11 protein-coding genes are annotated in these 21,706 nt (G+C 66.9%); 2 read left to right on the plus strand and 9 right to left on the minus strand.

All coding sequences use genetic code 11. The annotated features are described in order from the left end of the window. Window positions 1-113: 113 nt before the first annotated feature. Entirely contained in the window at window positions 114-1,076 is a 963-nt protein-coding gene (locus tag DVA66_RS00725; protein WP_114558297.1) for a carbohydrate ABC transporter permease, read from the minus strand. Next, a complete protein-coding gene (locus DVA66_RS00730; protein ID WP_114558298.1) occupies window positions 1,076-2,383 on the minus strand; it encodes an extracellular solute-binding protein in 1,308 nt (435 codons plus the stop codon). The genes DVA66_RS00725 and DVA66_RS00730 overlap by 1 nt, the downstream gene beginning before the upstream one ends. A 763-nt stretch (window positions 2,384-3,146) precedes the next feature. Here DVA66_RS00730 and DVA66_RS00735 point away from each other — a divergent pair. Further along, entirely contained in the window at window positions 3,147-3,926 is a 780-nt protein-coding gene (locus tag DVA66_RS00735) for a DUF4839 domain-containing protein (protein WP_157973748.1), read from the plus strand. Window positions 3,927-4,161: 235 nt separating this feature from the next. Here the strand turns inward: DVA66_RS00735 and DVA66_RS00740 are convergent, their stop codons facing one another. The 7 genes from DVA66_RS00740 to DVA66_RS22065 all read right to left on the minus strand — a co-directional run bounded on the left by DVA66_RS00740 (window position 4,162) and on the right by DVA66_RS22065 (window position 16,850). Beyond that, window positions 4,162-7,272 (minus strand): discoidin domain-containing protein, encoded by a 3,111-nt coding sequence (locus DVA66_RS00740; protein ID WP_114558300.1) that lies wholly within the window; start codon window positions 7,270-7,272, stop codon window positions 4,162-4,164. After that, complete coding sequence (locus tag DVA66_RS00745; RefSeq protein WP_114558301.1) at window positions 7,269-8,000, minus strand: hypothetical protein; 732 nt, start codon at window positions 7,998-8,000, stop codon at window positions 7,269-7,271. The genes DVA66_RS00740 and DVA66_RS00745 overlap by 4 nt, the downstream gene beginning before the upstream one ends. Window positions 8,001-8,789: 789 nt before the next feature. After that, entirely contained in the window at window positions 8,790-11,726 is a 2,937-nt protein-coding gene (locus DVA66_RS00750) for a type I restriction endonuclease subunit R (RefSeq protein WP_232821660.1), read from the minus strand. Next, on the minus strand, window positions 11,726-12,907 hold the full coding sequence (locus tag DVA66_RS00755) for a restriction endonuclease subunit S domain-containing protein (protein ID WP_114558302.1): 1,182 nt from the start codon (window positions 12,905-12,907) through the stop codon (window positions 11,726-11,728). The genes DVA66_RS00750 and DVA66_RS00755 overlap by 1 nt, the downstream gene beginning before the upstream one ends. Then, window positions 12,904-14,397, minus strand: a complete 1,494-nt coding sequence (locus DVA66_RS00760) for a type I restriction-modification system subunit M (RefSeq protein ID WP_114558333.1) — start codon at window positions 14,395-14,397, stop codon at window positions 12,904-12,906. The genes DVA66_RS00755 and DVA66_RS00760 overlap by 4 nt, the downstream gene beginning before the upstream one ends. Further along, window positions 14,394-15,944 (minus strand): type I restriction-modification system subunit M, encoded by a 1,551-nt coding sequence (locus tag DVA66_RS00765; protein ID WP_114558303.1) that lies wholly within the window; start codon window positions 15,942-15,944, stop codon window positions 14,394-14,396. The genes DVA66_RS00760 and DVA66_RS00765 overlap by 4 nt, the downstream gene beginning before the upstream one ends. 219 nt (window positions 15,945-16,163) lie before the next feature. Then, window positions 16,164-16,850: a DNA/RNA helicase domain-containing protein gene (locus DVA66_RS22065; protein ID WP_114558304.1), complete on the minus strand. Its 687-nt coding sequence runs from the start codon at window positions 16,848-16,850 to the stop codon at window positions 16,164-16,166. Window positions 16,851-17,591: 741 nt separating this feature from the next. Between DVA66_RS22065 and DVA66_RS00775 the strand changes: the two genes are divergently transcribed. Beyond that, a complete protein-coding gene (locus DVA66_RS00775; protein WP_114558305.1) occupies window positions 17,592-21,506 on the plus strand; it encodes a YobI family P-loop NTPase in 3,915 nt (1,304 codons plus the stop codon). Window positions 21,507-21,706 lie beyond the last annotated feature (200 nt).

Below are 21,706 nucleotides of genomic sequence, written 5' to 3' on the forward strand. Positions count from 1 at the left end.
CCCAGCGGCGGGTCCGGCGGCGACGTCGGCGCTGGCGGGCCCGGTCGGCGGCCTCGAGAGGTGCGGGGACGGCGGCCGGCGCGGCGGAGCGGCGCGGGGCGTCCAGGGTGGTCTCAGTCATGGAGGGTCCTTCCGCGCTGGGCGCGCCAGGTGAGCACGGTGAGGGCGAGGACGCCCACGAAGGTGGCCATGCCGATCGCGGCGGCGTAGCCGAACCGGTAGAACTGGAAGCCGTTCTGGTACATGTAGTACGAGACGACCGTGGTCGCGTCGCCCGGCCCGCCGGCGGTGATGAGGGCGATCAGGCCGAAGCCCTGCGAGGCGCCGATGAACAGGGTGACCAGCAGGAACACCGTGGTCGGCATCAGCGAGGGCCAGGTGATGGTGCGGAACTGCGTCCACGCCCCGGCCCCGTCCACCTCGGCCGCCTCGTAGAGCTGGGTGGGGGCGTCGGACAGCGCGGAGAGGTAGATCATCGAGGCGTAGCCGACGCCGCTCCAGATCGCGATGAGGATGAGGGCGGGCAGCGCCCAGTGCGAGGAGGCGAACCAGCCGGGCAGGTCCTGCAGCCCGAGGGCGGCGAGGGTCTGGTTCACCAGCCCGGCCGAGGGGTTGAGGATCATCAGCCAGACCATCCCGATCGCCACCACGGTGACGATGTAGGGCAGGAAGAAGATCACCCGCAGCACCGCACGGCCGGGGACGTCGCCGTTGAGCAGCAGCGCCAGCCCCAGCCCGCCGAGGACGGTGAGCGGGACGCTGATGCCGGCGTAGACAACGGTGCGGAGGGCGGCGTTCCAGAAGCCGGGGTCGACGGCCAGGTCGAGGAAGTTCTGCAGGCCGACGAACTCGATGCCCTCCAGGCCGGAGACGAGGTTCCAGCTGGTGAAGGACAGCCCGACCACCGACAGCAGCGGGATGAGGGTGAAGGCGAGGACGCCGAGGAGGTTGGGGGCGAGGAAGGCCCAGCCGATCCACGGCTTGGGCAGCGACGGGTTGCCGCGGCCGGTGCGGGTGGCGGTGGTCGGGGCCGGGGCGGGCGCGGCAGGAGGTGCCAGCGGCGGCGTGAGGGTCATCAGGCTTGCCTCTCGTAGCGTCGGATCGCCGCGTCGGCCAGGGCGTCGATGCTGGCGACGGCGTCGGCCGGGGACTTCTCGCCGATCCAGCAGAGGTTGCGCTGCTGCTCGCTGACCAGGCTGATCTCGGGGACGGCGCTGAGGATGGTGTCGGTCATCAGCTTGGGCTCGTCGGTGAACAGCGTGCGGCGGAACGACTCGACGTCGAACCACTGCTCGGGATCCTCGCCGAGGACGCCGGCCAGCACGTCCTCGTCGGGCAGGACGTCCAGGGCGGGGATCTTGCCGCCGCCGAGCATGGGGCCCGCGCCGTCGGTCACCCAGTAGCGGACGAACTCCCAGGCCAGGTCGATCTTGGTCGAGCGCGGGTTGATCATGATGAAGTTGTTGAAGCTGCCGCCGTTCCAGTCCCCGCGGGCGGTGGTGGGCGTCGGCGCGGCCGCGACGAGGAAGTCGTGCGGGTAGTCCTCGGCGTTGTTGAGGTAGCGCAGGTTGAACGGCGCGGTGGGCCAGACGACGAACTCGCCCTGCAGGAACGGGGTCTGCTGGTAGGCCTCGAGCTGGCGGGCCAGCACCTCGGTCCAGGGGTAGGCCGCGCCGTCGTCGATCAGGCTGCGGCCCAGCTGCATCCACTCCAGGAAGGCGGGGTCGTCGAAGTTGGAGCCGCCCTCCGGGGCGTACCAGTAGTTGGCGCCGAGGGACACGCGGGCGGTGTCGGGCACGGAGTAGGTGCCGTAGCGATCCGGCCCGGCGAGCTCGCGGACCGTGGCGGCGAACTCGTCGACCGTCCAGGCCCGGGGCAGCTCGATCCCGGCCTGCTCACGCAGGGACTCGTTGAAGAGCAGGAAGTTGGGTTCGCGCGCGGTGGCGAGGGCGACGATGCGGCCGTCCACCATGGTCGCCCGCGGGGCGGTGGTGTCGAGGTAGGGCGCGAGGTCGGGGTCGGCCCGGACGCGGTCGGTGAGGTCGAGCGCCATCCCCGAGCCGGCCCGCAGCGCCATGTTCTGCGCGGCGTAGGTGAAGTAGACGTCGATGTCGACCCCGCCCTGGAGCGCGGTGTCGACCTTGAGGTTGCCGCGGTCGTCGTTGACGAAGCGCGTGTAGGTCACCTGCTCGCCGGTGGCGGCGGTGAAGCCGTCGACCAGCTCCTGCGGGCCGTTGGCGGCGGGCACGCCGCCCCAGACCTGGAGGGTGGTGGAGGGTGAGCCGGTGCTGCCCGACCCGCAGCCGCTGAGGGCTGCTGCTGCCCCTGCGCCGGCCGCGGCCCCGAGGAGGGCGCGGCGGGAGAGGGTCGTCCGTGGTGTCATCGCTGATCTCCCTTGATGCTGTGCGATGGCAAAAAATTAGCGGTGCGCGGGCTTGCGCCGCAAGCGTCTGTGAAGAATTTTCCTCCACCTGTGCCGTGCGGCAGCCGGTGCCGTGCGGGATTCGGCGGAGTGCGCATCCGGGAGGTTGGGCGCACGAGTCGTCCTCTGGGACGGACGCGGTCAGCCAAAGAGACGGGGACTGCCTCCGTGGGGCCCGAGCCGGGAGGGCCGTGGGGCGAGGCGACTTCATGAACGGCGCGCGGCTGACGACCGCACCGCTGAGGGACGCCTCGGGACCCCGGTAGCGCCGCCCCCCGACTCCTCAACTTCACGACGGCACGGCAGTTGTCAACCACCACCGGCGCCATCGACAGCTTCCCTCCCCCGCAGCGAAGCCGCCGAATTGATCACGTCCTTCGAAGTCGGTCGGCGGCGTCGCCAGGCGGACCGACCGAGCTCGCCGCGGTGCGGGGTACGCCGAGCCGATCGTCAAGCGCACGCACTCCTTCCAGGGATTCCGGCAGAGCGCGAGTTGCGAGCGCGTTGCAGCGACGTCGGGGCGATGGTCGCCTCCCTGATCGGCCGCGCACCACCTACTTGCGTGACCCAGTCAGATGCTCGCCGAGCTGCTGTTCGGTCGTTGTGGCTGGTGGACTGACTGCCGAACGCAAAGGCGGATGAACGTGCCGAGTAGCGAGCTGGCGCGTTGCTACTCTCCTCTCGGCCAATGCGCGATGGTTCGGGTGAAGGGATCTGGAGCCGGATGGCTGCCAACGACACCGAGTATGAGTTCAAGCCGGTCAACGCGGTCCGAGGTATGGAAGCTCGGACCGTCGCGAAGTGGGAAAGCGAAGGCTGGGAGCTCGTCAACCAGACGCCCGGCACGATCCGAACTGAGCTGACCTTCCGTCGCCCCAAGCCAAAGTGGAGGAGGACGCATACGCTCATAACCCTGGGCGGTGCCGCTGGGCTCGCAATCGTTGCGGCCCTCATCGGTGCAGTGGTTGTTGGCGACAACGACGATCTTCCGGCAGTCGTACAGGCGCCGGACACCTCAGCCACAAGCGCTCCTCTCGAGCCGGTTCCGTCTAGCGAGGCCGCCACCCCTGCCGTGGAAGGGGATCCCGCCGCTCCGGCCCCCTCTGAAACGGAATCTGCTGCCCCTGCGACTGCGGCTGACGATCCCAACGTTGCAGCTCTGCTGACGATGGACTATTGCGACCCCGCCATAGGCACCTTCGCAGCCAACTATGAGGGACGGCCTATTGCCTTCGACGGTCTGATCGCGGACCTAGCGCGTCATGGCGACTCTGACACCCGGTACGACATCTTGATTTCCGCCGGAGACGACATCGACTCTGGGGCGGGACCAGCCTTCAAGTACGAGGACGTCAACACTACGAGCGACTTCGGGTGGACCGACCCTGCGAGACAGGACACCGTGGGTGAGGGTGACAGGCTTCGCTTCACCGCCGAAGTCGTTGAGTACCGGAGCAACCAGTGCCTGCTTTACCTTGATCCCATTGCCACCGAGTTCAGGTGATTGATGGCGGCCGGCCGACTGCCCTCCCTGCGCTAGACACCGCGCCGGCAATCAGTCACCAGCGTTCGAGGGCAACGCCTGTTGCGGTATCAGCCCGCAGCGTCCGGCCGATCGACCGCGCTGCGGGGCCCACTTGTTGCGCTTGCATGTGCTCTGGAGCGTGCGTTGCCATACGTAAGGAGGCGTTCCTCGAGGTGTGCCGGCAGAGCAACAACCTGGAGGGTGGGTTCCGACCTCACTCCACCGGCACCCCGTCGGTCCACACCCGGGTCGGCGCGTACCCGGCCTTGGTGACGGTGACCTCGACCGACAGCGTGCTGCCGGCGTCGGCCTCGGTGACCTGGTGCTGGCGGGTGTCGGCGCCCTCGACCGGGACGCCGTCGCGCAGCCACTGGTAGCTGGCGCGCACGCCAGGCTGGCGCCAGCGGCCCGGCGCGACCACGAGCGTCCGACCCACCTCGGCCTGTCCGCGCAGCACCGGCTCCGACACCGGCACCAGCAGCGGACCGGCGGCCTCGGCGTAGGCGTCGACGGCCTGCCTCAGCTTCTCGGCCGCCTCCACCACCTGGGTGTGGGTGACGTCGCCGGCACCGGCGACCCGCACCCGCGCCAGGACGTCCTCGCCGGCCTCCAGCGCGCTGGCGAGGGCGGCGTAGTCCTCCCCGTCGACCGGGGCGTAGGCGCGGGCGTCCTCGACGGCGGCGGTGAGGTCGGTGGTGTCGAGGAGCATCAGGCCGACGTCGCGGGTCTGGCCGGAGGCGAACTCCAGCCGCAGCCCGGACGGTCCGAGGGGACGGCTGAGCAGGAACTCCCGCGCGATCGTCAGCTCACCGTCGGCGAAGGTGTAGTCGTCGGCGTCCAGGCTGCCGAGCACGTTGCCCTCCGGGCCGATGTAGCGGACGCCGGTCAGCTCGTCGCCGTCGAGGTCGACGCCGAAGACCACCCGGTTGGCCGGGTCGCCGGCCACCACTGCGTTGACGTCGTAGGTGGCGGACGCGGGGTCGACCTGCGGGTCGGTCTCGGGTGCCTCGGCCGGCCCGTACACCTCGATCTCGGTCATCGTCGGGCTCCACTGCTCACCCTCGACCAGCGAGGTCAGCAGCACCCGCAGACCGGTGGAGGTGACGGTGCCGAAGTCGGTGACGACGTGGTCGTGGCCGATGCCATCGTCGCCCTCGGCGAAGGTGACCCACTCGCCCGTGGCCGCGTCGAGCCGCTGCAGCTCATACGTCTGCACCCGCGGGTTGGTGCCGGAGTCGGTGTACTCGTCGAGCTGCACCTCGGTGAAGGTGGTCGCGGCGCCGAAGTCGAGCTCGAGGCTGATCGGGTAGGTGGCGTCGTCGGCGGCCGCCCAGCGGGTGGTCGGGTCGCCGTCGACGAGGTTGGCGGCCTTGAGCGCGAAGTTGTTGTGCGGGTGGGTGGAGCTGGCGGTGGCGTTCGCCCCGAGCGCGAGGTTCGCGCGCTCGTCCGGCCCCTCGTCCTCGATCGGATCGTCGTCGACCGGGTTCTCCACCTGCTCACCGATCGGGCTCTCGTGCAGGCCGATGTCCATGCCGTTGCCGTAGTAGAGCGGGGTGCCGAAGAAGTCGGCGTCGCCCACGTTCGGGTTGTAACGGCCGGCGTCGATGAGCGGGGAGGTGGGCCGGAGCTGGAAGTGGGCCGCGGAGTCGACGACGTCCTCCACCCCGCCGTCGCGGTCGTAGTCGGCCGGGTCGCCGACGAACTGCGGGTCGGCGGTGACGGAGTCGGCGTCGGCCGGCTGGTCGGGTGAGTGGACGCCGCCGGCCTCGTAGAAGGCGTTGTGGGAGAAGCTGGTGAGCCGGAAGGCGTCGTCGCGGCGGGACCACGGCGTCGGGGTGGTGGTGGAGGTGTTGTAGAAGACGTTGTTGAGGAAGTAGACGGTGTCGAGGAACGTCTCGTCGTGGACGTAGTCCATCTGCGCGGCGTCGTAGATGAAGACGTTGTTGGTGAAATAGGTGGGTGAGTAGTTGGTGGAGAGCATGTTCTTCACCAGCACGCCGTTGTCGTTGACGCTGAGGTTGTAGCGGGCGACCGAGTTCGAGCTGTTGCCCATGTAGGCCATCCAGCCCGCGGCGTTGTCGTGGGAGTAGTTGTACTCGTAGGTGACGTTGAAGTTCGTGTACTCCAGGTCCCACGGGGTGCCGTCGTACTCGTCGTAGGGCCCGCCGTAGACCTCGTTGAAGCGCATCACCGAATCCGCGCCGGCCCAGAGGTAGAGCGCGCAGGAGACGCCCTCGTAGCGCTGCAGGTAGCCGTTGATCTCGTTGTACTCGACGACCATGTCCTTGGTGTTGGCGAGCTGGATGGCGCCCTGGCCGATGTTCTCGGCGTAGTTGTGGCCGATGTAGACGTCGCGGCTGTAGAGATCGCGCTCGCGGACCCACAGCTGCTCCCAGCCCTCGTGGAACTTTCCGGTCTCGTCGTACTGGCCCGACGCGGCGTCGCGGTCGAAGAACCAGTTAAAGGCGAACTGGATCGCGTGCAGCTCGACGGTGCGGAAGGTGTTGTCCTCGATCCGCACGTCCTGGAAGTAGTAGGCGCTCTCCTGGTAGTTCGCGTAGCGGTCGGCGCCGAAGACCTGGAAGACGATGCCGCCGTAGTGGATCTGCTGCCAGGTGCTGGGTCCGTCGATGTGGTGCACGTCGACGCCGCTGATGCGGAAGTGGTCCATGACCAGGTCGTCGCCGTCGGAGAGCAGGTCGGCGTTGATGGTGATCGAGATGCCGTCGCGGACGATGTTGCCCTCGGTGATGTCGACCTCGAAGTTGTCGTCGTTGGAGATCTGCAGGTGGTGGATCTCCCAGTACTGCTGGTTGCGCAGCGTGATCGCGCCGGTGGTGCCGACGGTCTCGGGGTTCTTGGTGGTGCCGGTGGTGAACGGGCTCGGGGTGGTGCCGTCGGCGGCGATGTAGGGCTTGGCCGCGTCGGCGTCGCCGTAGGCGTCGATGGTGATCGGTGCGCCCTCAGCGCCGTCACCCTTGGGCCACAGCTGCTGGCCGTGCCAGGCCTCGCCAGCCTTGAGCAGGATCCGGTCACCGGGCTCAAAGGTGTGCTCGCTGGCCCGGGTCAGGTTCTGCCAGGCGTCCTCGGGCGAGGTGCCGGGCGCGCTGTCGTCGCCGCTGGTGGCGTCGAGGTAGAAGTCGGTGCCGCCGTAGGGGTTGGCGCTGTTGCCCGGCCAGTCGGCGGGCTCCGCCTCGCTGGTGGGAGCCGGCTCGGGGTCGGCGGCGCGGGCGTCGGGGGTAGTGGCCCAGGGCAGGGCGAGCGCGAGCAGCACGACGGCCAGCAGGGCGACGGCCGAGCGGGCGCGGGCGGGGAGGGTGGTCACGAGAGGGTCTCCTGGGCGAGGGCGGTGAGGCGGTCGAGATCGACGTCCACGTCGAGGCCGGCGCGGCGCTCCTCGAGGTAGGCGGTCAGCTGCTCGTCGAGCAGGGCCTGGCGGATGCGGGGGCGGTACTGCTCGAGGGCGGCGGCGGTGTCGGTCTCGGCGTCGAGCAGCCCGACCCGCTGGACGTGCTCGGTGGTGCTGGTGGCCGGCGCGACCGCGCCGACGTTGAGGGTGCTGACGGTCTGCAGCAGGCGCGACTGCGGGGAGTGCTGCGGGGTGGGGTCGGACCCGTCGAGGGCGGTCTGCTCGGTGGTGGCGGTCGGGCAGCCGTTGGGGTCTTGAAGGGCAGCAGCTGCGATGTCGCCGGTGAGCAGCTCGCGGCAACCCGGGGCCTTCCCGTCGGCGGCCGGGACAGTGAGCGTGACGACGTCATAGCGGGTGGCGTTGGTGCGCCAGCGGTCGGAGTGGGCGGCGAAGTAGGCCTCGACGTCGGCCTCGGTGGCGTGCAGCGGGTCACCCGGCTCGTCGCTGAGCCGCTGGCCAACCTCGGTGCGGACCGCCGTGAGCAGGTGGTCGTAGAACTCGTCGTCGTCGAACTCGGTGAGCCCGTAGACAACCTCGCCCCGGCGGACCGCCTCAGCACGGTCGGTGTTCGTCTGCTCGCGAAGCTCCATGAGGGAGGCGAAGTCAGTCTCCTCGAGGACGCCCTGCTCGCGGGCGACGGCCAAGAGCGTGTGGTCGGCGGCGATTCGGTCGACCGCTCTCTCGGCGAGGACGGGGGCGACGTCCTGGCCAGTACGGCGGGACTCGTCGCTGACCGCTGGGGCGAGGCGTTGGAGGTGGAAGGTCAGCTCCTGCTCCGTGGCTTCATCCCCAGCGACCGCGAGCGTCGGTGCAGACCCCAGCGCCTCCACAGTCCCGATGATGGCGAGGATCAGCGCGCAGGCGGCACACGCGAGTGCAAGGGAACTTCGCGACAGTCGAGCGAGCATCGGCACCAGCCGTGGGGATCGGACGAATCGAGAGGCGGGCAGCGGCGCAGCCCCCGAGCGTGGTGGGCATAGGCGGGTGACGCCAAGGTAGGCCGCTCGTCTAGACCTGTCAATAGTCAGATCTCTGCCGCTCCCCCACAGTCACACGACCGCGGTGGCGAGCGTGCCCGATGCCTTTTCATGTCGGCGCTTACGCGTGCTGGGACGTGAGGTTTGCGACACTCCAGGCCGGCCGTTCGACGCAGGCGAACACCTCTGGGTGCGGGAACCTGCAAGGGCCTTCACCGCAGGTTCTCCAGCCCAGGCCAACGCCCGCCTGAAGCAAGGCGGGCGGTTGTTGCCGGTGCAGCGGGCCCGCCAGCAGCAGGAAAGTACGCTGACCCATTTGCAATGCAACGGATCACGCGCCGATGCGCCAATCAGGGTCCGCCGATTCGAGGGACCCGGCGCGGGCTGGATGCGCGAGCTAGCGTGGGCGGCCTCGCAGCATGTACCCGACATCGGCTCGCGGCGGCCGATCGACGGTCAGTAGTACTCCCGGACGTAGCCGAGCGCCTTCTCGAAGACGTCGTTGTCCCGGATCTTGAACTGAAGATAGAGCGTCTTCCGTAGGGCCTGGCGGACCTCTTGGTCGCCACGGATCGTGGACTGCCAGCCCTCAAAGCGGACTCCACGGACGACCTCGTCGATCCGGTTGACGACGTTCTCGACGATGATCGGAGTCTGGTCGCCCTTGAGAGCGTCGAACAGTTCAGTCAATGCCGCCTTGCCCTGCTCTTCGCGAGGCACATCGTCGGTTGCCTTCTCGGCAGCAACAGTGTCGCGGGCGAGTTCGAGAAGCTCGCGGAGGAAGTCAAGGCTGGACTGTTGGATGTCGGCGTAGCGCTCGCGCAGGTCGTTGAGGCGCTGGCCGAGTTCGACGAAGACGGGGTTGTGCAGGTGCCGGGCGATGCGTGCGGTGATCTGGCGCTCGATCTCTACACTAGGGATGTCGGTGCGCCGACCGATCATCAGGTCTTCGATCGTCTGAGCGTCGAGCACGATCGTCTCCGTGCTCTGAGGAATCTCGACGGCGACGTGCTCGTTGATCAGGTCGATCGTCTTGGCTCCGAGCGAGTGCCACACGAGTCGCCCCGTGATGTCCGAGGGACGCACCGACTCGTAGACATCCGAGAGCCAGCGGTAGTCGTCGCGATGCTCGCCCAGCATGGGGTCGGGACTGAGCGCCTCCCACAGTTGCGATACCACGCTGTAGGCCGCTCCGAAGGCGTCCTTCGCGACATCGTCAGCGATCGCGGATTGCGCCTGGACGAGGCCTTCGTACCCGCCGACCGTGCGGTCGACACCGGGGAAGAACGCGAGTGCGGCAGCCATCGCCGGCGCGAGCTGAGCCTTCAGCTCCTCGATATTGGAGACGACCTCACGTACAGCCTGCTCATCGAAGGAGAGGGATCGGGCGACGTCGTCGAAGATGCCGAGGTAGTCCACGATCAGACCGTGGGTCTTGTCCGGCGGGTACACGCGGTTGGTCCGTGTGATCGCCTGGAGCAGCGTGTGCTCTTTGAGTGGCTTGTCGAGGTACTGGCAGTAGAGGATCGGTGCATCGAATCCGGTTAGCAGCTTCGCGGTGACGATGATGATCTTGAGTGGGTCCGCCGGGTCGTTGAACCGGGCGACGACCTCCTCCAACTCATCTGCACCGGGCGTCCACTTCGCCCAGTCGGACGAGTCGCCGCGCGACTTCGACATGACGATCGTCGATGCGTCGGGCCCGAGGTGCTTGTCGAGCTCGTCCTTGTAGGCCACGCAGGAGGCCTTGTCGTAGGCGACGACCTGGGCCTTGAAGCCTTGGGGCTCGACCTTGCGTCGGTAGTGGGTGGCGATGTCCGCAGCGATCTTCGCGATGCGCGAGGGCGTCTTGATCAGCACCTCGATCGAGGACGCCTTCTTCGAGAGCGTGATCTTGTCGCTCTCGGACAGGTCGCGGCCGGTCGCTAGCTCGTCGAAAGCCGAGTCGATCGCTTCTTGGTCGATGTGAATCTCCGAGAGCCGAGGTTCGAAGTGCAACGGCAGGGTCGCACCGTCGCGGATGGAGTCCTGGAACGTGTACCGCGACAGGTAACCGCCCTCGTCCTCAGGCGCGCCGAACCACTTGAAGGTGTTGCGGTCACGCCGGTTGATCGGGGTGCCGGTCAGGCCGAAGAGGTACGCGTTGGGCAGGGCCTCACGCATCTTCTGCCCATAGTCGCCCTCCTGTGAGCGGTGAGCCTCGTCGACCATCGCGATGATGTTCTGCCGAGCGTCGAGGACGCCGGGTGCCTCGCCGAACTTGTGAATCGTGGTGATGATGATCTTTCGCGCTCCCTGGCTGAGCAACGTTCGGAGCTGAGCCCGGGAGTCGGTGGACACCAGGCCGGGAACGTCAGAGGCGTTAAAGGTGCCGGTGATCTGAGTGTCGAGGTCGATGCGGTCGACCACGATCAAGATGGTCGGATTCGTCAGGTCCGCCATGGCGCGAAGCTTGAGCGCGGTGAAGACCATCAGCAGCGACTTGCCCGAACCCTGGAAGTGCCATATCAGGCCCTGCTTAACCTTCCCGAGCAGCACCCGGTCGACGATCAGGTTGGTCGCCTGGATCTGCTGGAATCGCGCGATGATTTTGATCTTGCGGTGCTTCTTGTCGGTCGCGTAGAGGGTGAAGAACCGCAGGAAGTCGAGCACCGCTCGAGGAGTGAGGACGCCTTCGACGGCCTTTTGGACCGCGACGAGACCGATTGTCGCCGGCGCGTCCTCATCAGTGGGGTCCTCGCGCCAGGGGCCCCAGAGCTCGACCGGCATCCCGATGGTGCCGTATCGGAAGTCCTTGCCCTCGGTCGCGAACGAGAACACGTTAGGCACGAAAAACTGCGGGACGCTCTGTTCGTAGCCGTCGTGGATCTGCGCGGCCCCATCGATCCAGGTGTACGCCGGCCGGATCGGCGTCTTCGCCTCACCCACGACGAGCGGCAGGCCGTTGCACCACAGCACCAGATCGAACCGCTTCTCCAGCCGCCCCTGCTTGAAGGTCACCTCAGTGGAGACGATCCACTGGTTCGACGAGTCATCGTTGAGGTGGTCGAAGTCGATCAGCCGGACCGTGATGTGCTCGCCGTTCGGCCCGAACGGCATCGACTTCTGGCCGGTCACCCACGCCATAAACTCCTCGTTCGCGACCACCGGATGCGGGCTGTTGCGAGCCGCGATCAAGATGGCACGGAGGTTGTAGATGACCTCGTCCGCCTTGGCAGGATCCGCCTCGATTTCTGGGTTGAGATTGACCAGTGCACCCTTGAGCACACCTTCCAGCAACACTTCGTCGGTACTCCGCGGCAACTCATTGCCTGGCGTGAACTGCACGGCCAGCGACTTGATTGAGTCCCGAACGAAGTCTCGGACAGAGTTCGCCTCGTTGAACAGAGCCATTAGCCGCCTCCAAACACTTGGGCCAGCACCGTCCCGCGCAATGCGGCAACAGCTTCCGCCTCGTCATCGGCCCGGTCCACCGCAGCAATCAGTTGACCGATTCGCTCGACAAGAGCCCACTGGTCGCGCTTCGAGGGGACCACGAGAGACCGAGCCAAGTAGTCGGGAACGGCGAGATTGGAGATGTTCGTCGTTCGGCGTGCATAGTACCGTGTCACGCCGGTGAGCCAGTCGAGGCGCAATTTCCAGAAGAGGTATGCGGGAATGACCTGATCCTTGTCTGGACGCAGCAGGCGTTGGAAATCAGTCGGAATGGTGTCCGGCAGATCTGGCCCGGCGATTACGACGCGGCCAACAGCCTGTTCGAACGATCCTCCCGAACGCTCGAGCACGATGTCCCCGTCACGGAGGATTCGGTCCGCAGCCTGCCTGCTCGTGATGGAGCGCGTCGGCGAGCCGTCGGGGTCCACAAACAGTACGTCCCCGGAGTACGACTTTGGGCCGAGCGCCAGGACATCAACCTCGCTTTCTCCGGCAGGAGCGCCCCACACACCGCCGATGACCAACTCACAGAGATCGACAATCTGCCGTTCGACGCCGACAGCCGAGCTGAACTGTTCCAGCGCCCACTTGGCGAATGCCGATCGAAGTTCCGAGGTTTGCTGCTTGAGGGCCAGGCGGTGGCGCTCGATGGACCAGAGGAGATCGGCGAGGCGCTTCTGCTGGTCGAGAGGCGGGAGGTCGAACTCGAAGTTGGCGAGGTCACGCCAGTGGGTGCGGGGCGAGAGGGAGCCGGCTGAGGTGCCAAGTGCATGGTCGAAGTACTCATTCGACTGGACGACAAAGGGCAAGAACTCGCCGAGCAGCTGCGTCTCGTCGGCGTCGAACGTGTAAATGTCTCCTGAACAGACCGCATCGAACTCGGCATAGGCGACCTTGCGTTGATACGCGCGGCGCTTCCCGAAGAGCGTCTGGCCGGGCTTCACCCGGCGGGTGAAGGTGGTGCCGTGGTTGGCCGATCCCCAGCGGCTGATTTTCAGCTGGCCGGGGTCCATGTGCTCCATCGCGATGATCCGGTCGATGCCTGCTGTGTCGAGCTGCCGGACCGTCTCGTTGGCATTGCGGACGACGTCCCCGAAGGCAACGCGCTTCCATGCGGGCTTGTCGAGGTCCAATGTCATGCCGTCACCTCTGCTCGCAATTGCGCGAGCACGTCAGCGATGGCCTTGTCCGATGCGGCAGCGGCGGCGCGCCAGTCGACGACCGCGTCGGCGACGTCGATCTGATCACCATCGTCGGCAGTATTGGCTCCAGCGACGTATAGGGGGATGGCAAGGCTGTGGCCCTTCTCGGCGATCTGGTCGAGGGTCGCGACTGCAGCGAACCCGTCCTGTGGCTCGAAGGCCCGATAGGCTCCCAGGATCTTTTGCTGGTGCGACTCGCGGAGGAACGACTGCGCCTGTTCGCGGGCGACCTCGTTGACCGCGTTGATGATAAGCACCTTGCCGCGATGCGCAGCCGGTTTCGTCGCCCTCAGCGTGACGACCACGGCCTCCATGGGGCTGTTGTAGAAGAGTCCTGCGCCGAGCCCGAGAACGCACTCGATCAGGTCAGACTTGGCCAGTGCTTCACGCAGAGCTGCCTCTTCGCGGCGGAAGAGCACACCGTGGGGAAACAGGATGGCTGCTCGTCCGGTCTTGGGGTCGAGACTCTTGGCGATGTGCTGGAAGAACGCGTAGTCGGCACGCCCCTGTGGCGGCACACCCCACAGGTTCCGGCCGTAGAGGTCCCTGGCGAATGCGGCACGGTTCCAGGCCTTGATGGAGTAGGGCGGGTTTGCCAGTACGACGTCGAACGTCTGCAGACTGCCCTTCCCGTCGAGGAATGCTGGCCTGCTGAGGGTGTCGCCGTGGGCGATGTGGCCGTCGGTGATGCCGTGGAGGAACAGGTTCATCCGCGCGATGGCAGAGGTCCCGTAGTTGAGCTCCTGGCCGTACAGGCGGAGGTTGCGCCACTCCTTGCCCTGCCGTTTGAGCTCGGCGGCGGTGGAGATGAGCATGCCGCCGGTTCCGCAAGTGGGGTCGTAGACCGACTCACCGGGTTGCGGCTCGAGCATCATCGTCATCAGGTGCACGAGCGTGCGGTTGGTGTAGAACTCCTGCGCGGTGTGACCGGAGTCGTCGGCGAACTTCTTGATCAGGTACTCGTAGCCGTTGCCGAGCTCGTCCTCGGGCAGGTTGGCGATCGAGAGCGTCTTGGTGGAGAAGTGCTCGATCAGGTCGGCCAGGGTCGAGTCCGGGAGGAGGTCCTTGTTGCCCCAGTCGCCGTCGCCGAAGACGCCGGGCAGGGTGTCAGGGTTGGCCTTCTCGATGGAGCGCATGGCGTACACGAGCGTCGCGCCGATGTTCTGCGTGACGCGGCGAATGTCGTCCCAGTGGCAGCCATCGGGGATGGCGAAGCGGTGGTTCTCCGGGAGGTCGGCGAGAATCTCGTCGTCGTACACCTCCATCGCGGCAGCGTGCTCTTCGTCGTAGACGTCGGAGATCCGCTTCAGGAAGACCAGCGGGAAGATGTACTGCTTGTAGTCGCCCGCGTCGATGAGACCGCGGAGCACGATCGCCGCGCCCCACAGATAGTTCTCCAGCTCGCGCTGCGTGATCTTGGTGCTCATACGGACAGCCCCCACTTCGCCAGCTCGACCTCCAGCGCAGTGCGCGTCTTGGTCGCCTCGGCGTGCGCCGCTTCGAGGTTGGCGAGAGTGTCCGCAAGCGTGAGCTTCTCACCGGTGTCAGGTGGGGTTACGTACAGCGGGATGTTCAGGTTGTAGTCGTTGCTTTCAATTTCGGCCAGGTCGACGACGCGGGAGCGTCCCTCGATGTCGGCGTGAAGCTCGTAGGCGTCGAGGAGCTCTTGTGCGTGTTCGGCTTCGAGAGTGTTCTGGTTGCGCCCCCGCTTGAAGAGGTCCTCGCCATTGATGAAGAGGACCTTGCCCTTCTCGTCCGGCTGCTTTGCCTGTCGAAGGATCAGCACGCAGGCGGCAAGGCCGGTGCCGTAGAACAGATTGGGAGCCAACCCGATGACCGCGTCGACGAGGTCCGACTTGAGCACGTGCGTGCGGATCCGCGCCTCAGCGCCCTGCCGGAAGAGTGCGCCCTGGGGCAGGACGACCGCGACACGGCCGGTCTGGGGTTTCGCGGAGGTAAGCATGTGTTGGACCCAGGCCCAGTCGGCGTACCCCTTCGGCGGGACACCACCGAGGGCGTTCCGGCCCCACTTGTCAGACGCCCATTCGGGCTCGCCCCAGTTCTTGAGCGAGAAGGGCGGGTTGGCGACGACGCAGTCGAACTGCGCGAGGTTGTTGCCCGTGTAGAAGGCGGGGTTACGGAGCGTGTCCTCGCGGACGATCTTGAAGTCCTCGACGCCGTGGAGCAGCAGGTTCATCCGCGCGATCGCCGAGGTAGCGAGCACCTTCTCCTGGCCGTAGAGTTTGCCCCACAGGGTCTTGGGGCTGCCGCCGGCAGCCTTCACGTGCTCGATGACCTCGATCAGCATGCCGCCGGTGCCGCAGGCCGGGTCATAGACCGTCTCACCCTCTGTGGGGTTCAGGATGTTGATGAGCAGGCCGACGACCGAACGCGGGGTGTAGTACTCGCCGGCCTTCTTGTTCGACTGGTCGGCGAACCTCTTGATGAGGTACTCGTACGCGTTGCCGAACACATCCGGCGAGACCGCTGCGTTGGTCAAGGCCTGGCTGGAGAAGTGCTCGATGAGATCGGCAAGCTTCCGGTCAGGCAGCTTGTCCTTGTTCGTCCAGCTGGCGTTGCCGAAGATGCCGTGGAGCGTCTCGGGGTTGGCTTTCTCGATCTCGCGGAACGCGGTCTGCAGGGCCGTGCCGATGTTCTCGGTGTGGCTGCGCACGTCCTCCCACATGCTGCCCGGCGGGATCGAGAGGCGGTGGTTATCCGTGAACAGGGCGAACTCGTGATCACCGCCGGACTCATCGAGCGCCTGGGCGTACTCCTCGAGGTAGACGTCGCTGATCCGCTTGAAGAACATCAGCGGGAAGATGTACGCCTTGAAGTCAGCCTGGTCGATGCCGCCTCGCAGCAGGTCCGCGGCGGCCGCAAGGTACTGCTCAAGCCCCGCCAGGGTCAGCGATTTCCGGCTACCCTGTGACAGCGATGCAAGAGCTGCCGCACGTGCCTCATCCTCGGTCATCCGGCTCCTCGTCATCACACCACTACGCGACCACAACCGTAGCTACAATCACAGGCGCGCGGATGAGCCGCCAGACGAGGTCCGGTGATGCCATGATCACGCCGAACCAGTCGCACTCGAACGCTGCGCCGTGTAGACGCAGCCCACCTGCTGGAAGCCGCGGACGCCGTAGGCCCAGAAATGCGTGCCGGGCGCGTCGCCGACCGTCGTCTCCTCTTGTTAGTTCCACGGTCGGTGCCAGTCGTCGACGCTCACGTCGGCCCTGAGCGCCTCACCGCTGCGGACGTCGCTCCACCGCCAGCAGTAGCCCGCCGCCATCCTCGCGTTGTCACCGAACTCGAGCCTTCTCCGCAGCCGCGCCTCCATCTCGGCCGGGCTGCGGCCGACGCTGAGCTCGAACTGGTCGTCGCCGTCCCAGGCGACCGGGCTCGAGCCCCAGCAACTGGTACCTCCACTTCTCGTACGCCCGGCTTCCACCACATCGGAACTGCTCTGTTGAGGTCGATCTCCCTCGTGCTCAGCCCCGCGGCTGCGGCGGGTCGCCTTGGGGCCTGTGAGGTCGAACTCAGCGCCTGGCTCAGTGATAGGCGGGCGGCGCAAGGGGGCGCAGGCTCTCCTGCGCCGAAGGTCACCGGCTCGTACTCGCCCTCGAACGATTGGCTCGGGCTCGGGCTTCGGTGCGGGCTCGGGCTTCGGCGCAGGCTTGGGCTCCGGTGCAAAGTTGAGCTTCGGTGGTGGAACACTGTCGGGATCGGTAGAAGCATCTGCCGGCGTTCCAGGAGGTGCGCTTCTTACAGCGGAAGCCGGGGTGAGCGCCGTCTCACACGGCCGCGGCGGGGTGCAGCCTGCGGACGCTGCGGTGCTCAGGACCGCTGCCAGGAGCCGCGCGGTGAGACGTCGGGACACCCCGCCACCGTGGTGGGAACGGCCCTCAGCTCGGCCTCAGACCGCTTGCTACTGCTTTCGAAACTTGTTGATACCGCGCGCCGAACCCGCACCGGCGGCTCGGGACTCGGCGTTGAACAGCGACCACTCGACCTCATCGGCCCAGACGGAGAGCTGAGTGCTAGCCTCATCGGCCCAGAAGGTCGGTGCCGTACGTGGTTGCTGTGTCGCGTGAGTCTTCGGCGGTGCTGCTGAACTCGAGCACGTTGATCGGGTACGCGGATATCTCCCGGTTGATGTCGTGCCGTCGCCGAGACTTAGACGTGCAGTCGCCCTCGTCGCCTCGCCGGTCCGCACCGTCACGCTGACAGGGGTGCGCACCAACATTGACGCAGGGACTGACCAGGGCCTGGACCGTCGCCGCAACACACAGCGGCGGCTCCGGGCGATCCCTGCAGAGAATGGGCCCCAGAAGACGGCTTGGTGTCGGTGCCCGCCGCTAGCCTGACGGCCCTGAGCTCCCGAACTCGGGACGGGAACGCGGTCGGGCGAACCCAACTGCCAGACGCCACAACTGCGGCACCGTCTACTTGGAACCGCGGGCACGCGCATAGAGGAGACACGGTGGGGCACGGTTCAGAGCACAACGGTCACGGTTCAACCGGCGGTACGACCGCTTCCGGCGTCGGCGAACCGGCAGCGCCGCCCCCTGCCGTTGATGCCTCGTGTTTGTCGAGCTCAGGTCAGGGCTCGGGAGCGTCGGTGGCCATTGTGGCGTCCACGGCGACCTCTTCGGCAGCGATGCCGCTCGAGTCGCTCACTCCGAGCTACGACGAAGGGCACCACGGCACCTACCTGCGGCGACTTGAGGAGGCAGTCACGGACCCGCGGAACCTCAACATCGCGCTGACGGGTCGCTACGGCGCCGGTAAGTCCAGCGTGCTTGACCAGTTTCAGGCCAACCACCGCAAGACCATCCAACGCCTGGCCATCTCCACCCTCGCCCCCGGCGAGGAGGGCGAGAGCACCACGAACCGCATCCAGAAGGAGATCGTCAAGCAGCTGCTGTACGGCGCATCCGAGAAGGTCGGCAAGAACTCTCGGTTCAGCAAGATCGCCGTCCTCGGCAGGCCCAAGGCCTTCCGGCAGTCCGCGGTCATCGTCATCTGCGTGGGCGGGCTGCTGTACCTGCTCGGCTGGCTCCCGGACCTCAAGTGGACCGTTGCCGGCCACCCGACCTGGGCACGGGCGGCCGCGTGGGTGGGTGCCTGGCTCCTCGCAAGCGTGGTTGTGAGCGCCTTTCGGATGCTGACCTACGGCCGGTTCACCGTCTCCGACGTCTCGGCCGGCGGCGCGGCGCTCACGCTTGCGGAGAAGCCGGACTCGTTCTTTGACAAGTACCTCGACGAGATCGTGCACTACTTCGGCCACGAGTCGAAGGACATCGTCCTCTTCGAGGATTTGGACCGGTTCGAGGACCCGCACATCTTCGAGGCGCTGCGTGAGCTGAACATCCTGCTCAACGAGGTCCCCGAGCGTCGGGCGAAGGAGCCGGCGCCCGCGGTGCGCTGGCTGCTCGCACGCCTGTCCGAGCAGACGCGCTACAAGCTCACCGCAAAGCTGCCGTACCGGTGGGCTAAGCGGCTGCTGGGCCTCGGCGTGCCCGTCCGATTCGTGTACGCCGTCAGGGACAGCGTCTTCGAGAAGATCGACGCCACCCCCAGTGGTGCTGGTGACGCGGCGGCTGCGGACGGGGAGAGCGGTGAACCGCCCGGAGCAGACACTGGCGCCGCAGCGCCTGCCGCCCAGGTCGATGCGGCCGCTGCCGAGACGTTGCGCGCGAACCGCACGAAGTTCTTCGACATCGTCATCCCGCTCGTCCCCTTCATCTCCCATCGCAACGCCCGCGACCTCCTCCTCAAGCTCCTCGCCGAGCGCGGCATCACCGGCATCGAACCGCGGTTGGTCAACACCGTCGCGCAGCACTGCACCGACATGCGGCTGATGCGCAACATGTGCAACGAGTACCTGGTGTTCGCCGAGCGCCTGCTCGAGCCGAAGGAGCCGAACAAGCCGGCACCTGGAATGGACGCCAGCCACCTGTTCGCCCTCGTGGCGTACAAGAACTTTCACCTCGAGGACTTCGAGAACATCACCCGCCGCGACAGCGACCTCGACCGCCTCTACGAGCTCCACCAGCGCCTGGTACGCGAGACGATCGCCGCGAAGGACGCGCGGAAACGTGCCCTGCTGGCTGCCCCCGAGCTTGTTCAGGAACAGACCCGAGTCACCGAGCTGTTAAGCAAGCGGCTGACCCAACACGCAGAGCTGGCGAGGCGTGCGGCTCGATGGGACGCTTACCCGTACGAGTTCGTAGTGGGCTCGACCGTGTTCAATGCCGATGACGTGGCCCGGGGTGGGTTCTGGACCGCGCTCGCGCAGGCTCCGTCGCTCACCATCAGGCTCGTCGACTCCAACGTCTTTGAGACCCTCGACAAGCAGGCCCTTGAGGTGCTCGTTCCAGAAGGTCTCAACGCTCACCGCTGGGGTGACTACGACGACACCGCCAGGCAGAACGAGCTCGATGACATCGAAGGCGACATCCAGTCTCTGCGGCGAGCCGACTTCGCACAGCTCGTCGAGATGAAGAAGTTCACCTTGGCGCCCGACCCTGCGACTCCCGGGACGGAGTCGGACCGGCGTGCGTTCGCCGACTTGCTGACGGCGACGCTGAAGTCGCAGCTCGCGTGCGACCTCGTCCGCCGCGGCTACATCGACCGGAACTTCTCCCTGTACGCCGCCCAGTTCTACGGCCGCTTCACCGGCGTCGACGTCGCCAACTTCATGGTCCAGCACGTACAGACCAACACGATGGCCGTCGACTACGACCTCAGCCGCGACGGCGCCGTCGCCAACCTCCTCAACGAGACCGTGGAAGGCGGCGACGGGCTCGAGCACACCTTGGCGGCCTACAACATCGACATCGTCAACCACCTCCTCGCAAAGGACGACCCACGGGCCGGTGACGTAGTGGACAACCTCATCACCGGATGGACCGGCCACGAATCGCGAACATTCCTCGCCGCCTACCTCACCTCCGACAACGCAGAGCGCGAGAAGCTCGCAGCCGCCTTGGCCGAGCACGGGTGGCGCGAGGCGTTCACCTACCTCGTCGGCGACGACGATGTTCCGGCCAACGCGCGCGTGGCCCTCGTCAGCGCTGCCATGTGCGCGTTCGACCCGCACGCCACCTACGACCTCGAGGACAGCGTCCGCGAGTTCATCACCACGAACTACCGCGCCATGCGCGCCTTCACCGAGGAGCACCCGCTCGATGCGACCCTGCCACCGGCTGAGCGCACCCCGGCGCGGCTGGACATCCTGCTGGGCCGCGCCGCAGTCGTCATCCCGAAGCTCGATGACGTGCGCGACCCCCGCCTGCGCAAGCTCATCGTCGATGGCAACCGGTATCAGCTGACCGCCGACAACCTGCGCACCGTGCTCGGCGTCAGCGGCGGAGTGTCCCTCGACGAGATCCAGCAGGACCAAACCGTATACGAGCGCTGCCTCGACGACTTGTCGAGCTACGTGGCTGCAGTAGAGGGGGACGCCCACACCGACTACGCGATTCGGACCCCCGAGACCCTCGCGGCCGTCCTCAGCGACGGCGTCGAGATCTGGGACGACGAGCTGCTCGAAGACCCGCAGGACGGTGATGTTGCCGATCTGCTCGCTCTCGCGTCCCCGGCTGCGCGGCTCAGCAGGCTGCCCGCCGTACCAGAATCCACCTGGCCCATGCTCGCCGCGGCAGACCGGTTCCGCGCATCCCTGGCCAACCTCGAGGCGTACCGCGGCCGAGTGGGCTCGATCGACACGCACTTGGCCGCCCTCCTCGAGCACGCGGGCACCGTCCACGTCGACGGGCCCGACGACACCAACGACCAGGACGGCAACGCGTACAGCCGCCAGACCGCAACCATCGCAGTCCTCAACGCGACCACACTCCCGACGCGTGTGCGGGTGGACTTGGCCGCCAGTCTCGCCGCGACCGTCCCGCTCCCGGTTGAAAGCATTGCGGCTGCCAGCGACGACCTGTTCTCGCTGCTGCTCGACCGCGGGCTGGTCGAGGATGATGAGACGACATTCGGGCACTTCCGCGACGGTGGCTGGGCTGCCATCGGACCCGCCGTCATGGTCTCGGACGACATCGCCACGTTCCTCAAGCCAAACCTCGTGAAGGGGATGGTTGCCGAGCTCCTCGCAGTTCCCGGCACCAGCGCCAAGGTCGGTCACGTCATCGTCGCCGATGTCGACGGGTACGTGTCAGACGACGATTGGGAAGAGCTTGAGGCCGTCGCCCGCTATGCAGACGCCCGCCATGTCCCGCTGACCCCGGAAACGGTCGCACGCATCGCACGCATCGGACACGACCAAGGACAAGTCGACACCAAGCTCATGTTGCGCCTGCTGTGCGCGGCATCACCGCCGGCATCAGCCGACGGCATCGTCGAGGTGTTCTCCCAGCTCGGGAAGCCGTACTCCGACATCTCGCGGGCCGGCGCCAAGCTCACGGTCGACGAGGATGAAGTCCACGACAAGCTGTTCAAGGTGCTCAAGACAGCGGGACGCATCTCGCGCGGCTACCCGCGGCGTCACTACAGCGCCACCGTCCTCTAACACCGGTCGCTCGCGCTGTCGGCAGTGCCGAGCACGATCACCAGGGTGCAGAGCACTGGGCCAGCCGTGAGGGATGCGGTGCGCGAACGTGAGCCGCACGTGCCGGCCGGACGCCCTCGAGGACGGCAGGTGGGTGTTCGCGCCGTAGGGGCCATGTTGCCGGTTGAATCCGGCCGCCGGGTCGTGTGGCACGCATGCGG

Origin of the sequence: Desertihabitans aurantiacus, from assembly GCF_003344635.1 — a bacterium.
GTDB classification, from domain to species: domain Bacteria; phylum Actinomycetota; class Actinomycetes; order Propionibacteriales; family Propionibacteriaceae; genus Desertihabitans; species Desertihabitans aurantiacus.